The sequence below is a fragment of the Caballeronia sp. LZ034LL genome (genome assembly GCF_031451215.1).
In the GTDB taxonomy this organism is placed as follows: Bacteria; Pseudomonadota; Gammaproteobacteria; order Burkholderiales; family Burkholderiaceae; genus Caballeronia.
Genome location: NZ_JARUXR010000003.1, coordinates 666,293 through 682,292 on the forward strand (window position 1 = coordinate 666,293; position 16,000 = coordinate 682,292).

The following is a 16,000-nucleotide window of genomic DNA, read 5'->3' on the forward strand; positions in this document are numbered from 1 at the left end:
CTGTACATAAAGCGTAGTGGATGCTTACGACCGATGTCAACGCGCGTCTTGCCGGTGTTAACCCTCGACCAAGCGCGTGGGTTCGCGTGCGCTTTCAGTGGGCATATCGAACTTCTCCGGCTGAGACATCGACCGCTCGTTCATGCAGCTTCAGGCGCTGCTCGATCCCGTGCGGGCCAGCGACATGGTGCAGTCGCTTGCCCTCGATGCGAAGACGTGCGGACTGGTCACGCAAGCGGGCGGCGCGGCATCGGTCGTGAAGCGGCTCGACACCTTCTTCACGCATCTGAACATCGGCACGGTTCAGCCGTACTTCTATGTCGGCAATGAGGTGACCATGGCGGTGCCCTGGGTCTATGCATGGGCCGGTGCGCCGACTCACACGCAGCAGGTCCTGCACACTGCGCTCACGACCGAGTTCGGCACCGGCGCGGGCGGTCTGCCCGGCAACGACGATCTCGGCGCGATCTCCGCCTGGTATGTCTGGGCTTCGCTCGGGCTCTATCCAGAAGTGCCCGGTGTGAGCGGCGTCGTGTTGTCGAGCCCGCAGTTCGCGCAGATCGACGTGCGCGTCGGTCAGCTGGACGGCAGCCAAAAGCTGCTGCATATCACGGCGCCAGGCGCGGGTTCGGGCGCTGGCGCGTCGTACTACGTGCAGTCGCTGCAACTGAACGGCGCTTCGCACCCGTCGACATGGATGCCGCTCTCGAGCATCGCGACCGGCGCGACGCTCGCGTACACGATGACCGCCAATCCGGCGGGCAGCACATGGGGCACCGATGTGTCGGCGTTGCCTTCGTTGGCGCCCACGCCGACCACTCACTAGCGGGACAAGCAGCAGCTTCAGAAGAAGATGCCCCACGTCGTCTTCTGCCGGAACAGGCTGCGCCACTGCGCGCCGCTGAGCGGCTGGCTGTTCGCATCGTCCTGCGAGTCCTGGTTCAGGTAGGCGGTTTCTTCCGACGCGAGCGTCACTTCGTCGCGATTGCGATAAGCCACATACCAGCCGATCGCCACGAGAATGCCGAACACGCCCGTCGCGAAGAACATGTTGCGCCAGCCGAGCGCGAGCATCATGCCGGTGAGGATCGGCGGCGCGATGGCCGGGCCGACCGTGGTCGAGGCGACGAAGATGCCGGTGGGCGTGCCGCGATCACGCACCGCGAACCATTCGCCGATGACCTTCGCGCCGGCCGGAAACTGCGGCGCTTCGCCGACGCCCAGGCACACGCGCGCAATGAAGAACTGCTGGAGGTTGCCGACCAGTCCGCAGCATGCCTGCGCGACCGACCACAGGATCATGCCCCAGCCCAGCATCACGCGCGCACCGAAGCGGTCGAGCATCATGCCGACCGGTAGTTGCGCGAAGGCATAGGCCAGCGAGAAAGCCGACAACAGCAGCCCCATCTGAGAAGCGCTCATGCCCATCTCGCCGCGGATCACGCTGTTCGCGATGGACAACGCGCTGCGATCGAGATAGTTGATGCTGCCGGCCAGGGTCAGAAAGAAAATAGAAATGCGCTGGATCCGTACGATCCGTTTGCTCTTGTTCATGCAGTGTCTCCGTCCGTGTCATGCGCGGACGCCTCTTCAGCGGGCGTCCGTTCGTTCATCGTTACTTTTTCAGTACGACGCTTCCAGCAAGCCGAGATAGTCGGCTTCCGATGCCTCGCGCGGATTGGTCTTGTGACTGTGATCCTTGAGCGCGCCCTGCACGATGCGCGGGAACATGTCGCGCGTCACGCCCAGCGCCTGGAGACCGGACGGCAAGCCGAGGCGCACCGTCATGTCGCGCAGCGCCGCGGAAAGGTCCGCGTCGTGACGCAGGCGCATGGCGTTCGCCATGCGCGCCATCTTGTCCTCGTCGCGCATGGACGGCGCGCTGCGGTTGAACTCCACGACCGCCGGCAGGAAGATCGCGTTGAGCGTGCCGTGATGCAGGCGCGGATCCATGCCGCCCAACGCGTGACTCAGGCTGTGCACGCAGCCCAGTCCCTTCTGGAACGCGAGTGCGCCTTCCATCGAGGCCATCATCATGTTTTCGCGCGCGGCCTGATCGGTGGGCTCGTGCGTCGCCCGCTCGATGTGCGCCCACGCGCGCCGCAAGCCATCGAGTGCGATGCCGTCGGCAGGCGGATTGCGCAGCGGCGACATGAAGGTTTCCAGGCAATGCGCGACGGCATCCATGCCGGTGGCGGCGGTGAGCAGCGGCGGCAGGCCGACCGTCAGGCCGGGATCGCAGATCGCCACTTTCGGCACGACATGCGGCGAGATCACGCCCACCTTGCGGCCATCGTCGAGGATCAGGATGGCGCCGCGTCCTACTTCGCTGCCTGTGCCGGCCGTGGTCGGCACCGCGATCACCGGCGCGGTCTGCGCGGTGATCCGGCTGGCGCCGCCTTCGATCACGGCAAAGCTGTGCAGCGGGCCTTCGTGCGTTGCGCAGACCGCCACGCCCTTCGCAAGATCGATCGACGAACCGCCGCCCACCGCGATGATGCCGTCGCAATCCGATTGCCGGTACAGCGCGACGGCATCGCGCACGGCGGCTTCGTTGGGATTCGGCGGGGTGGCGTCGTAGATCATGTCGCCGTCGGCGCGCTCCAGCACCTTCAGCACGATGTCGAGAATGCCGGCCGCGCGGATGCCCCGGTCGGTGACGATCAACGGGCGTCGGATCGCAAGACGCTCGCATTCGCTCTTCAGCAGATTCACTGCGCCGAAGTCGAACTGGATCTGGGTTACGTAGTGGATGAGAGACATGATGGATGACCTTCGGTTATAGTTGACCGGTGCTCGACGGACCTTCGGCCTGTGCGGCTCGTCGCCTCGAAATGGCCAAAGCGCGCTGTCTTATGGGTTCTTTTGCCGCAGTATAGAGAGCCGCGCCACGGAGCAAAATTGAGAAGTTTTTATGTTGATATAACTCGCGCTCAAGTCACATGACGCCTACGCTCAATTCCATTGCCTCGCGCCTCCACCTCAAGCAGCTGCGGCTGCTGGTGGCGCTGGCCGACCACGGCTCGCTGCTGAAGGCGGCGAATCAGGTCGGACTCACCCAGCCGGGCGCGAGCAAGGCGCTGCAGGAAATCGAAACCACGTTCGGCACGGCACTGTTCACGCGCACGCGGCGTGGACTCGAGGCAAACGAAGTGGGACACTGCGCGATCCGCTATGCGCGGCTGATCTACACGGACCTGTCGCACATGCGGGAAGAGATCGCCGGCATTCTGCGCGGGCATGGCGGACGCGTTGCCGTCGGCGTCATCATGGGCGCCGTGCCCTTGCTGACACGGGCCGTGTCTGCGCTGATTGCGCGTCAGCCGGAGATGTCCGTCGAGATCATCGAGGATGCCAGCGAGACGCTGCTGGGTCTCATCGACGCGGGAAGGCTGGACCTCGCGATCTGCCGGACCTCGGTGAGCCAGAATCCGGACATGTATGAAAGCCTCGTCTTGCAGGAAGAGACGCTCGCCGTGGTCGCGAACGTGCAGCATCCGTTACGCAAGGCGAAGAAGCTGACGCTCAAGGACCTGGCCGTGTACCGATGGGTCGTCTACCGCGCCAACATGCCCATGCGCGTGTTGCTGGAGCGCGAATTCCAGCAGGCCGGGATCCGCTTTCCATCGAGCCTGCTGGAAACCACGTCCGCCTTCGCGACGCTGAGCCTGCTGCAGGACAATCCTTCGTTCGTGGCGCTGGTGTCCATCGACGTCGCGCAGTTCTTCGTGCGGCACGAAGCCACGCGCATCCTGCCGCTGTCGTTCACGTCCCGCAGCGAACCCTATGAACTCGTCACGCCGCGCGGGGCGCCGCTGTCGCCCGGCGCGCGTTTGCTGCGGGACGAACTGGTCGGCAAGGCCGAGGTTCAGTCCCGCTGAAGTGATGGTCAGAGCGGCCCGAGCTGCAAGATGACGCTGTAGTCGGGTGCGGCCATGTAGAGCGTCGTTCCCACGATGACCAGTCCGTCGAGGGAAGGCAGCGCCTGCGGCAACTGGCCGAGATTCAGGCCCGACTGACCCGCGACACCGGCGAAGGTCGTGACCACGCCGCCCGGCGTAATCTCGCGGATGGTGTTGTTGAGGTCGTCGCTTGCATAGACATTGCCGCTGCTGTCGATTGCCATATCGTCAAGACCGTTGAAGGTGGCTTGCGCGCCGGCGCCATCGTTCGAACCGGCGTTGACCACCGAGCCGGCCACGAGGGTTGTCTGCCCCGTCGTGCCGTTCAGCGACACCCTGTACAACGCGCCTGCCTCGCTATTGATGTTGTTGTCCGTGATGTAGAGATTGTTCGACTTATCGAACGCGAGGGCCTGCGGATTGGTCAGCACCACAGGAGACGCCGAGGTACTGGTCAGCGTCACCGGATTCACCGCGCCAGTTGGCGTGATCTGCGTCAGTTGCACGGCGCCTGTCGTCGGGTTGGTCGTGAAGATGTAGACATTCGCTTGCGCATCCGCGGCAATCGCCGTGCTGCCGTTGGTTTGCAAGGCCTGTCGAGTGGCGGGATTGATGATCGTGCTGACCTGCCCGGAGGACGTGATCTTCCTGACGATCGATGCAGCCGAATTGGGCAAGCCGTCGGTCAGATACAGGTTGCCGGACGGATCGATCGCCAGTTCCTGCGGCGCCTCGAATCGTGCGGCTGAGCCGGCGCCATCGGACGAACCTTGCTGATAGGCCGTCCCGGCGAGAATCGAAACGCTGCCGTTCGAAATCTTGCTGACCGTATCGGCACTCGCATCCGCGACATAGAGATTGCCGGATTTGTCGGCAACGAGACCCAAGGGTTCGTCGAACTGGGCGCTATTGAGCGAGCCGCCTGCCGAACCTGCCGTGTTGATCTGTCCGGCATAGACGCTGACCGCCGGCGGGCTGCCCGGAGGAGGAGGTGGCGAATTATCATCGCTGGAACCGCCGCAGCCGCTCATCAGGCCGGCGGCAAGCAAGGTGACGGATAAAGAGGCCAGAGTGACGTTGATTTTCATGGTAACCCCAACTGTTAATTTCTGAACGGGTAATGAAGAAATTGATTGAAGCCGATTTTGTTTCTCTGATTCTTCAAATTCGCATAACGCCTTGAAGGGGCGCAATGCTTCCAGTCAAATAAGCGACTCACAAGCAGCGACGGTTAAACGGGGGTTATCTTGAAAATCCGTCGCGTCTGTGTCAGAAAAAATCTTTCGCCGGATTACACATGCGGGATTGGAATTGAATCGTAGGCGGCCGGTTTTATTCAGCCAAATGATTCTTCATTGAATCAAGTGCGTGAATCCGAAGATTGAAATTCTCGTTATTCTTGTTTCTTTCTGAATAACAATGTTGCGCAGCGCCCTCGCGATTGCATGTCGATTTGCGACCGCCCCGTTCGTCGTACCGGCATCACCCTGGAGAACACGATGCGCACACTCACGGTTTCGGTATTCAGCAGTCTGGACGGCGTGATGCAGGCGCCCGGCGGTCCGAACGAGGACATCAGCGGCGGCTTCCGCCTGGGCGGCTGGATCGTTCCTTATGCCGATCCCGCCATCGGCGAGAACTTGCAGTCCTTGCTCGCGAAGCCCTTCGAACTGCTGCTCGGCCGACGCACCTATGACATCTTCGCGTCGCATTGGCCGCACGTGGCGCCTGACGCTCCCAGCCACGGGCTGGCGGAGAAATTCAACAGCGTGGTGAAGCATGTGGCTACGCATCGGAAGAGCGGGCTCGACTGGCACAACAGCCGCGCACTCGATGGCGACCTGCCCGATGCCGTCCGTGCTCTCAAGACGCAGGAAGGCGCGGACCTTCTGACCTTCGGAAGCGGCGCCATGGTGCGCCAGCTGCTCGCGGCCGGCCTGGTGGATGAACTCAGTCTGCTGACCTTCCCGGTCATGCTTGGACGCGGTCGGCGCCTGTTCGGCGACGACGTAGAGACGCGGGCCTTCAAGTTGACGCACATGACGCGCACACCAGGCGGCGTGGTGATCGCGCGCTATGCGCGCGCGGGCGAGGTCCGGACAGGCTCGTTCGATGAATCTGCCCGGACTTAAGCCCACACTGCCTCAATTCACCCGCAGCCCCTGGCTGGGGTACTGTCCAGCGGGGGCAGCCTTGAGCATGGCGAATGTCGTGCAGTCGTTGCGACCCGCGTAGGCCTGGCCTGTGTAGTACTCGAAGAAACGCTGCGCCAGGAACTGAAAGGGATAGTTGACGGGTGCCGTGAACGCGGCAGCCGCGCTTGAATGCACCTGTTGACTCGGAAACAGGCTGACCTGGCTTTGCAGAACCTGCACACTCGCTCGTGCCTTGCAGAAAGACTGGATCATCTTGAAGCTGGCCGACGCCGGGATCAGCGTATCGCCGATGTCGTAGTACACGAGCGTCGGCACATCGGGCGCGTAAGCCGTGCCGGACACGCTGTTGGCCGCCAACATGGCGTTCAGGGATCCCAGGCCGCTCGCGCTCAAGGTGGGCAGGAAGGCCGGATAGAGTCCGGCGGTATAGCAGGAATAAGGCGCGGAGGAGGTTTCCATGCATGTGAACACGTTCGCAGCAGCGCCGCTCACGGCGCGCTTGAAGGCTGCATAATTCACCGGATCGTGCCGTCCCATGGCGACGATCACGGCATACGCGAGGCGTGCCGCTGCGGTCCCATCAAGTGCGGTGATGATCGTCGAGAGATCAGAACTTGAACTTGCTCCGAGCGCGGCGCCGACCACCTTGAGCCTGGGCGCATAGTTTCCGCGCAGCACCGCCGCCCACGTCGAGGCGCCGCCGCCGCCCGAATACCCGAGCAGGCCAACAGGGCTCGTCGCTGCGAGCCCGCCTACGTTTGCCGGCGTGATTCCGGTGCAGGCGCCGTAACCTTGAGCACAGTTCAGGATGGCTTGCGCTCCGTCCAGCACTGCCGGTCCCATCTGCTGACCCACATTGAACTCGGAGTTCGGCCCCTGATGATCAGGAAAGGCTACCGCGATACCGTTATTGAGCATCGGCGCGGCCATCGCGGCGTAATCGCTGGCCAGGCTCGTGGCGTTCAGAAGCACATACGACGGCTGGGTCGTCGTGACGAGATCATCCTGCGGATACTGAACGGAAACGAGCGGCGCGCCCTTGTTCGATGTCAGGCTGCTGAGTGCACTGGCCGCAGCCGGCGGGGGCAGAATCAGGGTAGTGACGACGGTGACAGGCTTGCCACCGTCGGTGGTTTTGTAGAGCAACTGGTAACCGATTGAACCGCTGGGAAACCCGGCGGGCAGGTTGATCGACTTGGCAGCCAGCGGGGTGCCGTTCGCCTGACTCATCCACTTCGGTTGCCACGTGGTGAAGTCAAAAGCGGCGTAGGCGGCCGGCATCGCATAGTACGGATCCGTACTTGATTGCGCCATGACGGCCCCACCGTGAACCATGCTCTGACCGAGCAACAACCCGGCCATCCATTTGAAGAGTTTCGATCGTGCTTTCATATGCTGCGTAGCTTCCATGCTGTCCTCGTGAACAAGTTCCGCGCGTCATGAACACATACGTGTCACGACCCGCGTGGCGAGCATAGAAGCGGAAGCAATAAGCAAGCAATGAGATCAAAACGTAATGAACAATCCGGCGGACTGTTCATGAATTAGCGCGATCCATACACAGCAAAGACAGCGTCGCGTTCAGCCGTCGACGAGTTGCCTGACCTTCTCGGCGAGCGTTTCCAGCGCGAACGGTTTGGTGAGGACCTGCATGCCGGGATCGAGCCGGCCATTGCCGATCACCGAATTCTCGGCATAGCCAGTGATGAACAGCACCTTCAGATCAGGCCGCGACGCGCGCGCCGCATCCGCCATCTGCCGGCCGTTCATGCCGCCCGGCAGACCCACGTCGCTGATGAGCAGGTCGATGCGCACATTCGATTGCAGCACCTTGAGACCCGCCATGCTATCGGCCGCTTCGATCACGGTATAGCCATGCTCTTCCAGCACGTCCGTGATGAGCATGCGAACGCTCGGTTCGTCATCGACGATCAACACTGTCTCACCGCTCTCCGCGCCCGAGATGGGCGTGGCGTCGTGATCGGGCAGGTCGCTCGCGACATCGCCGTAGAAGCGCGGCAGATAGATGCATACCGTCGTGCCCTGCCCCGGCTCCGAATAGATGCGCACCTGTCCGCCCGACTGCTTCGCAAAGCCATAGATCATCGACAAGCCGAGTCCAGTGCCCATGCCGATAGGCTTGGTCGTGAAGAACGGATCGAAGGCCTTCGCGACGATGTCGGGCGTCATGCCCGTGCCGGTATCGGTCACGCAGAGCGACAGGAACTGTCCTTCGGGCATGTCGTGGGTGTGCGCGGCCGTGTGGTCGATCCACTTGTTGGCCGTCTCCATCGTAATGGCGCCGCCGTCCGGCATCGCATCGCGCGCGTTGATGCAGAGATTGAGCAGCGCGTTTTCGAGTTGCCCGGCATCGACGAGCGCGGGCCACAGCCCGGCGGCGCCGACCGCCTCCACGCGGATGCCCGGCCCGACCGTGCGCTGGATCATGTCGGTCATGCCGTTGACGAGTGCGTTGACATCGGTGGGACGCGGGTCGAGCGTCTGGCGCCGCGAGAACGCCAGCAGGCGATGCGTCAGCGCGGCCGCGCGCCGCACCGCGCCCTGAGCGGCCACGACGTATTTGTCGACGTCGGCGACTCGTCCCTGGCTCAGGCGAATGCTCAGCAATTGCAGCGAGCCCGATACGCCCGCCAGCAGATTGTTGAAGTCGTGCGCGAGGCCGCCCGTGAGTTGACCCACGGCTTCCATCTTCTGCGCCTGACGCAGTTGTTCCTCGGCGCGCATGAGTTCGGCGGTGCGCGCGGCGACGCGCTGTTCGAGTGTCTCGTTCAGCGCGCGCAGCGACGCTGCCGCGCGATCCCGTTCTGCTTCCACGGTACGGCGTTGCTCGGCGTCCAGCAGCACGCCCGGGAATCGCAGCGGCGTGCCGTCCGCGCTGTGATCCACGCGGCCGTTCGCCTCGATCCAGTAATAGCGCCCGTCCGCACGCCGCACGCGGAATTGATATGCATAGTGACCGCCGCGCTGGAGCGCTTCAGTCAATGCCTGGGTGAGACCGTCGCGGTCGTCGGGATGCACGTTCGCGATCACCTGCGCGAGGCTCAGGCCGTCATGTCCTTGCGCGGGATCGAGACCGAATGAATGGACGAAGGCTTCATCGACGGTAAAGCGGTCGCTCGGCAAGTCCCACAACCAGGTGCCGATGATCGCGCCCGCCGCGAGCGCCAGCTGCACCCGCTCGATGTTCTGCCGCGCGAGCGCCTCGCTGGCGCGCAATGCGGCGTCGGCCTTCTTGCGCGCCGAGATGTCGCGGAACAGCACCGACACTTGCCGCAGGCTGGGCGGTTCGACGCGGGTCGCCGACACTTCGATATGCCGTCCCGCACTGATGAAATAGCGCTCGAAACGCGCGGGAACACCGGTACGCAACACGCCGCCATACAGTTCGATCCACTGGTCCGCATCGGCGGGATCGACTTCGCGCAAGGTCTTCCCGACGATGTCCGCAATGCCAGTATGCCGCTGATAACCCGGGTTCGCTTCGATATGCGTGTAGTCGCTCAACGGGCCATGCGGACCATCGAAGAACTCGATCGTGCAGAAGCCGTCATCGATGGCATGAAACAGCGCGCCATAACGCACGCGATACGCCTCAGCATCCTTCGTGGCGCGCTTCAGTTCCAGCGCCGTCATGGCCTGACGCGCCAGCATGCACAGCGCCTGCCGCTGCGTTGCATCGAGACTGCGCGGCGCATGATCCATCACGCAGAGCGTGCCGAGCGGGAGACCTTCGGCGGTGGTCAGCAACGCGCCCGCATAGAAGCGCACGTGCGGCGCACCGGTGACGAGCGGATGACCGGCGAAGCGCGAATCATCGAGAGCGTCGGGGATCTGGAGAAACTCGCCTTCCCGCAGCGCTTGAGTGCAGAACGGGCTTTCGAACGAAGACACGTGCTCGCCAAGTCCGGTCTCCGCCTTGATGAACTGGCGATCCGCTGCAATGAAGTTGATCAGCGCAATGGGCGCATGACAGATCGAGGCAGCGAGGCTGACGATCTCATCGAAGGCAGATTCACGCGGCGTGTCGAGCACGTCATGGCGCACGAGCGCGGCCATGCGTCGGACATCAAGGTCGAGAGGGTCGGTCATCAAATGAGTTCTTGTTCCAGGCTTGATCCGGCGTCGCGCGCGGCGGCGAACGGCCGTCTAGTTTAAGGCAGTCATGGTCGTTCGCGTGCTGGAAAAACAGGGATATTCCGCATATGGCGCGGACAAAGAGTGGACGCGATGCGCCTTTATTGCGCGGCGTTCAGTTCACGCCGGCGATCGCATCGATGTCCGGCCGCGCCGCGTTCCTGAACACCTCGATCCGGTTGCGGCCGCGCTTCTTCGCGCCATACAGCGCGATGTCGGCGCGCGAGAGCGTTTGCGCGGCTTCGATATCCCTGCCCAGCATCGAATCGATGCCGATGCTCACCGTCATCGCGATCCGCTCGTCGCCATGCAGGAGCGGCGTCGCATGGAAGCGGGCCTGCAAGCGCACGGCCAGCGCATGGGCCGTATCGATATCCGCGCCGGGCAGGAGCACCGCGAACTCCTCACCGCCGATGCGCGCGACGATGGCGCCCGGTTCCACGACCGCGCGCAGCAGTGCCGCGAAATGCGCGAGCGCGCGGTCGCCGAGCGAGTGCCCCCAGCGATCGTTCAGCACCTTGAAGTGGTCGAGGTCGAGCAACAAGGTCGATGCGCATGACAGCACGCGCTGCCGCAATGCGTCGAGCACGGCCTCGCTCTGGCTCACGAATTCACGCCGGTTCGACAACTGCGTCAGATGGTCCGTGGTCGCCAGCGATTGCAGCTCCGCCTCGATGCGCTTGCGCTCGGTCGCATCCGTGATGAAGCCGTGCCATACGGTGCCGCCGTCCGCGCCGCGCTGCGGCCGCGCTTCGCCTTCGCGCCAGCGCAATCCCTGGCGCGGAAGATTGACGCGATATTCGAGCCGCCACGGCGTCAGGCTGGCGGCGGAGGCCCGCTGCGACGCCCGATAGGCAGCGAGATCGCGTGGATCGATCAAGGCGTCGATCGCATGGGCGTCCCGCTGGATGTCCTCGGGCGCCAGCTCGTAGATTTCGCGGATGCCGTCGCTTGCGTAGGAGAAGCGGCACTGGCCATCGGCGGACTGGTGCATCTGGAAGACGAGTCCCGGCACCTGATGCGTGAGATTCGTCACCAGGTCGATGGAGTGCTGCAGGCGCTGCGCCAGTTCGCGCAACGCGGTGATGTCGGTCGTCGTGCCGACCATGCGCAGCGCGCGGCCCGTGGCGTCGCGGCTGACCACCTTGCCCCGGCTGCAGATCCACTTGTAGCTGCCGTCCTTGCAGCGGATCCGGTGTTCGACGGCATAGCTCGGCGTGTTGCCGTCGAAGTGCGCCTGCATCGCGGCCTTCACGTACTCGCGGTCATCGGCATGCAGACGCTCGACCGCATCCTCGATCCGGTTGCTCAACTCATGCGGTTCATAGCCGATCAATGCATGCCAGTCGGGCGAATAGTGGATCGCGCCGGTCACGACGTTGCGGTCCCACACGCCCGTCCCGCTGCCCGAGAGCGCAAGCGAAGTCAGCTCGCCGTCCTCCTTCATCCTGCCGATCCGGCGGTTCTGCCTCTCGCCTTCTTCCGCCGCGGCGATCGCGTGTTCGGCGAGTTGGGCGAGATCGCGAAGGAAGGTTGTGTGGGTGGTATCGAAGGTGCGCGGCGCCGGATCGATCAAGGCCAGCACGCCGACGGAGCCGCCCGAGGCATCGGTCAGCTCGCAAGAGGCGACGATGGAAGCGTCGGGAAGACGAGAGACGGGCGCGCCATCGAATACGAGGCGCGTTTCACCGTGAGGATCGTGAACCGCAATGGCTGCGGTAGCCACCTGGAAATGCATCCGGGCCAGACGGCACAAGGTCTGCAACGCGGCATCGCGCTGTTCCGTCAGCAGGATGCCGGAGGGATCGTCCGATACGGAGGTCGTCATACGCGCGCTCGTGCCATCGCCGGTTGGTCATTAGTGTGACGCATCACGCTACAACGGCACAAGAACGGTCAAATTGAGCGCCGTCAGCATGTTTATTGCGGGCGGGCACATGGCTTGCTAGCGGCTTTCTGTCCGCCGCTTCCCTTGGAGGCTCACTGACTGCTCAAACGGAGACGCCGACACCCGACTTTTTCGCTTCAACCCTCGCCCATCCTTGCTGAGCGGTGAGTGGCGAGCGCTTCCGGCTCGCGCATTTGCGCCACGCCTTCGCGCCCATCCTTTCCATTCCGGCTGTAACCAGCTCCCATTCGGCGCCCGCGTCTGTCGGCAGCGGCGCACGACGCAGCGTGGATCCATCGCGCTCGCCCTTCGAACAAGGAGACCTTTTCCATGTCCCGACGAACTGTCCAGATCCTGGGCAGCCTGCTGGCGGTAATCATCGTGGCCGTGCTGCTGACGCGCGCCATCGACGCCAGTACATGGCACAAATATTCCGGCGATCTCGTCTACTACACGGGCCGTCATCTGATGCTCGTGGGCATTTCGATGGCGCTCGCCATCGTCATCGGCATTCCGGCCGGCGTGGCGCTCAGCCGCCCCGGCCTCGTGCGACAGGCCGAAGGCTTCATGCAGATCTTCAACATCGGCAACACGGTGCCTTCGCTCGCGGTGCTCGCCATTGCGCTCGGTATCTTCGGCATCGGCGATACGCCTGCCGTCATCGCGCTGTTCCTGGCCTCGCTGCTGCCGATCACGCGCAACACCTATGAAGGCATGAAGAACGTGCCTGCCTCGCTGCTCGAAGCGGCGCGGGGCATCGGCATGACGGGCATGCAGTCGCTGCTGCGCGTGGAGTTGCCCAACGCCATGCCGATCATCGTGGGCGGCGTGCGCACCGCGCTGGCAATCAACGTGGGCACGGCGCCGCTCGCCTATCTGATCGGCGCGGACAGTCTCGGCACGCTGATCTTCCCCGGTATTTATCTGAACGACAACCAGATGCTGCTGCTCGGCGCCGCAGGCACCGCGATCCTCGCGCTGCTGCTCGACGCCATCGTGTCCGCAGCAAGCCGGCGCTGGACCAGCGGCAGCGAGGTGACGCAATGACGCTATTCCGTTTCCTCCGACATGCATTCACCGCCGCTGCCCTCAGCGCGTGCGCGAGTGTCCCGGCGCTGGCCGCGAATCTTGTCGTCGGCGGCAAGAACTTCACCGAGCAGTACGTGCTGGTCGAGATCACGACGCAGTATCTGCGTGCGCGCGGCTATACGATCGACGCGCGCACCGGCCTCGGCAGCGTGCTCCTGCGCAGCGCACAGGAAAACGGCCAGGTCGATCTGACGTGGGAATACACCGGCACGGCGGCACTGGTCTATCACAAGCTGAAGGACAAGATGTCGCCCGACGAGATGTACCAGCGCGTCAAGGACCTCGACGCCAAGGAAGGGCTCGTGTGGCTGAACAAGTCGCCGCTCAACAACACCTACGCGCTCGGCCTTCCTGCCGAAGCGGCGCGCAAGTCGGGCATCCGCACGATCTCGCAGTTGTCGGAGAAGCTCAAGAGCGATCCCAAGGGTACGCGCCACGTGTTCGGCATGGATGCGGAGTTCGCGAACCGTCCCGATGGCCTGAAGCCGCTGGAAGCCGCCTACGACCTGCACTTCAGCCGCGCCGAGACCAAGCAGATGGATTCGGGGCTGGTCTATACGGCGCTGCATAACAACCAGTTGACCATCGGTCTCGTCTATACCACCGATGGCCGCGTGAAGGGCTTCGGCATCGTGCCGCTCGAAGACGATCTGCATTTCTTCCCGCCCTACAACGCCACGCCCGTGGTGCGCGCGACGGTGCTCCAGCAGAACCCGAAGCTGGCCGAACAGCTGAACGCGCTGTCCGCCGTGCTGGACAACGACGCGATGCTGGAGATGAACAAGCAGGTCGATATCGACGGCAAGTCGGTGCAGGCAGTCGCGAGCGAGTTTCTGCGCGCGCACAAGCTGCCTTGATGAAGGAGGAACCTGAACGATGAGTCTGACCGACTATCTGAGCGCCAACTGGCCCGAGTTGCTGCAACTGACCTTGCAGCATTGCTATCTGGTGGGACTGGCCGTGGGCTGCGCGATCCTCGCGGGCGTGCCGCTCGGCATTGTGATGAATCGCTATCCGTGGCTCGCCGGCCCGCTGCTGGGCCTCGCGACCATCATCCTGACGCTGCCGTCCATCGCGCTGTTCGGCCTGATGATCCCGGTGTTCTCGCGTTTTGGCGCAGGCATCGGCGCAGTGCCGGCGATCACCGCCGTGTTCCTGTACTCGCTGCTGCCGATCATGCGCAACACCTATCTCGCGCTGCGCAACGTGGAAACGGGCATCAAGGAAGCGGGGATCGGCATCGGCATGACGGCGTGGCAACGGCTGCGCCTCGTGGAACTGCCGCTGGCCGTGCCGGTGATTCTCGGCGGCGTGCGTACCGCCGTGGTGATGAACATCGGCGTGATGACGATTGCCGCCGTGATCGGCGCAGGCGGACTGGGCTCGCTGATCGTGCGCGCGATCGGCCAGAGCAGCATGATGAAACTGCTGGTGGGCGCCGTGCTCGTGAGCCTGCTCGCGATCGTCGCCGACTTGCTGCTGCAGGCATTGCAGCGTGTACTGACACCGAAGGGAGTGCAAAAGACATGATCGAACTCGACCGCCTGACAAAGACTTTCACGCAGAAGGACGGCCAGAAAGTGAACGCTGTCGACTCGGTGAGCCTCAAGGTTGAAGAGGGCGAAATCTGCGTGTTCCTCGGCCCGTCCGGTTGCGGCAAGACCACGACGCTCAAGATGATCAACCGTCTGATCGAGCCGACTTCGGGACGCGTGCTGATCAACGGCGAGGATACGTCCGGCCTCAATGAAGTGGACCTGCGCCGGCACATTGGCTACGTGATCCAGCAGATCGGCCTGTTTCCGAACATGACGATCGAAGAGAACATCGTGATCGTGCCGCGCCTGCTCGGCTGGGACAAGAAGCGCTGCGCCGAGCGTGCGATCGAACTGATGTCGATGGTCGCGCTCGATCCGAAGCTGTACCTGAAGCGCTATCCGCGCGAGTTGTCGGGCGGGCAGCAGCAGCGCATCGGCGTGATCCGCGCGCTGGCCGCCGATCCGCCCGTGCTGCTGATGGACGAGCCGTTCGGCGCGGTGGATCCGATCAACCGCGAGACCATCCAGAACGAGTTCTTCGCGATGCAGCGCCAGTTGAAGAAGACGGTCATCATGGTGAGCCACGATATCGACGAAGCGATCAAGCTGGGTGACCGCGTGGCCGTATTCCGGCGCGGCAAGCTCGTGCAGTACGACCATCCGGATACCTTGCTGGCGCATCCGCGCGATGATTTCGTCGGCCAGTTCGTCGGCGCCGACAGCACGCTGAAGCGTCTGTTGCTCGTGAAGGCCGGCGATGCGGCGACGCAGCCCGATACCGTGCGCGCCGAGACGCCGCTGGCCGATGCGTTCGCGCTGATGGACGAAAGCGACAGCCGCTATCTGACCGTGCTGGATGGCGAGCGGCATGCGCTGGGCGTAGTGTCGCGACGGGCGGCGCGCGGAGCGCAAGGCGTGTGCGGCGACAAGCTCACGCAGTTCCAGGCGACGGTGTCGCCGGATGAGAACCTGCGGATCGTGCTGTCGAAGATGTATCAGTTCCGGTCGTCGTGGATGCCGGTGCTGGATGCCGACGGGCACTATGTCGGCGAGATCACGCAGGATTCGATCGCGGATTATCTGAGCTCGGGGAGGTCGCGGCATCAGACTGGGCAAGGGCCGGTGGCGCGGGTGGGGGAGACGGTGGGGGTGTAATTCAGGTGGACCATTCCAGCCCGCCACACCGCTCCCGCTGGACAAAAATCGGTTTCTCAGTGAGTGAGAAATTTAAATATAGGGTTTACGCTTATCCAGACAGTAAAAAGGAAAGGG

Annotated in this window: 12 protein-coding genes and 1 pseudogene; 7 read left to right on the forward strand and 6 right to left on the reverse strand. The window is 63.5% G+C overall.

The window, feature by feature from the left end; genetic code table 11:
* The first annotated feature begins 142 nt into the window (after nt 1-142).
* Entirely contained in the window at nt 143-826 is a 684-nt protein-coding gene (locus QCE83_RS24145; RefSeq protein WP_309817257.1) for a glycoside hydrolase domain-containing protein, read from the forward strand.
* A 20-nt stretch (nt 827-846) separates the two neighbouring features.
* Here QCE83_RS24145 and QCE83_RS24150 read toward each other — a convergent pair.
* Nucleotides 847-1,554, reverse strand: a pseudogene (locus tag QCE83_RS24150) (MFS transporter); the annotation flags it as partial.
* Nucleotides 1,555-1,623: 69 nt separating this feature from the next.
* Nucleotides 1,624-2,763, reverse strand: a complete 1,140-nt coding sequence (locus QCE83_RS24155) for an iron-containing alcohol dehydrogenase (RefSeq protein ID WP_309817261.1) — start codon at nt 2,761-2,763, stop codon at nt 1,624-1,626.
* A 179-nt stretch (nt 2,764-2,942) separates the two neighbouring features.
* Between QCE83_RS24155 and QCE83_RS24160 the strand changes: the two genes are divergently transcribed.
* A complete protein-coding gene (locus QCE83_RS24160; protein WP_309817263.1) occupies nt 2,943-3,881 on the forward strand; it encodes a LysR family transcriptional regulator in 939 nt (312 codons plus the stop codon).
* Between the two features lie 8 nt (nt 3,882-3,889).
* Here QCE83_RS24160 and QCE83_RS24165 read toward each other — a convergent pair whose 3' ends face one another.
* A complete protein-coding gene (locus QCE83_RS24165; RefSeq protein WP_309817266.1) occupies nt 3,890-5,095 on the reverse strand; it encodes a hypothetical protein in 1,206 nt (401 codons plus the stop codon).
* 306 nt (nt 5,096-5,401) lie between these two features.
* On the opposite strand from QCE83_RS24165, the gene QCE83_RS24170 reads away from it, so the two are divergent.
* The gene (locus tag QCE83_RS24170) at nt 5,402-6,034 is read left to right on the forward strand and encodes a dihydrofolate reductase family protein (protein ID WP_309817269.1); all 633 of its coding nucleotides are present in this window, start codon (nt 5,402-5,404) and stop codon (nt 6,032-6,034) included.
* 12 nt (nt 6,035-6,046) lie between these two features.
* On the opposite strand, the gene QCE83_RS24175 is transcribed toward QCE83_RS24170, so the two are convergent.
* The 3 genes from QCE83_RS24175 to QCE83_RS24185 all read right to left on the reverse strand — a co-directional run bounded on the left by QCE83_RS24175 (nt 6,047) and on the right by QCE83_RS24185 (nt 12,041).
* Nucleotides 6,047-7,468 carry a lipase family protein gene (locus tag QCE83_RS24175; protein ID WP_309817271.1) on the reverse strand — a complete coding sequence of 474 codons (1,422 nt, stop codon included), beginning with the start codon at nt 7,466-7,468 and terminating at the stop codon, nt 6,047-6,049.
* Nucleotides 7,469-7,639: 171 nt separating this feature from the next.
* Complete coding sequence (locus tag QCE83_RS24180) at nt 7,640-10,168, reverse strand: ATP-binding protein (protein ID WP_309817273.1); 2,529 nt, start codon at nt 10,166-10,168, stop codon at nt 7,640-7,642.
* A gap of 160 nt (nt 10,169-10,328) precedes the next feature.
* Complete coding sequence (locus tag QCE83_RS24185) at nt 10,329-12,041, reverse strand: diguanylate cyclase (RefSeq protein WP_309817276.1); 1,713 nt, start codon at nt 12,039-12,041, stop codon at nt 10,329-10,331.
* 390 nt (nt 12,042-12,431) lie between these two features.
* Here QCE83_RS24185 and QCE83_RS24190 point away from each other — a divergent pair, with 390 nt between their 5' ends.
* The 4 genes from QCE83_RS24190 to QCE83_RS24205 are packed head-to-tail and all read left to right on the forward strand — an operon-like array spanning nt 12,432 to nt 15,883.
* The gene (locus QCE83_RS24190) at nt 12,432-13,148 is read left to right on the forward strand and encodes an ABC transporter permease (protein WP_309817279.1); all 717 of its coding nucleotides are present in this window, start codon (nt 12,432-12,434) and stop codon (nt 13,146-13,148) included.
* Nucleotides 13,145-14,047 carry a glycine betaine ABC transporter substrate-binding protein gene (locus tag QCE83_RS24195; protein WP_309817282.1) on the forward strand — a complete coding sequence of 301 codons (903 nt, stop codon included), beginning with the start codon at nt 13,145-13,147 and terminating at the stop codon, nt 14,045-14,047. The genes QCE83_RS24190 and QCE83_RS24195 overlap by 4 nt, the downstream gene beginning before the upstream one ends.
* 19 nt (nt 14,048-14,066) lie before the next feature.
* The gene (locus QCE83_RS24200; RefSeq protein ID WP_309817283.1) at nt 14,067-14,720 is read left to right on the forward strand and encodes an ABC transporter permease; all 654 of its coding nucleotides are present in this window, start codon (nt 14,067-14,069) and stop codon (nt 14,718-14,720) included.
* Nucleotides 14,717-15,883, forward strand: coding sequence for an ABC transporter ATP-binding protein (locus QCE83_RS24205; RefSeq protein WP_309817287.1), 1,167 nt, complete (start codon nt 14,717-14,719; stop codon nt 15,881-15,883). Before QCE83_RS24200 ends, QCE83_RS24205 begins: the two co-directional genes overlap by 4 nt.
* Nucleotides 15,884-16,000 lie beyond the last annotated feature (117 nt).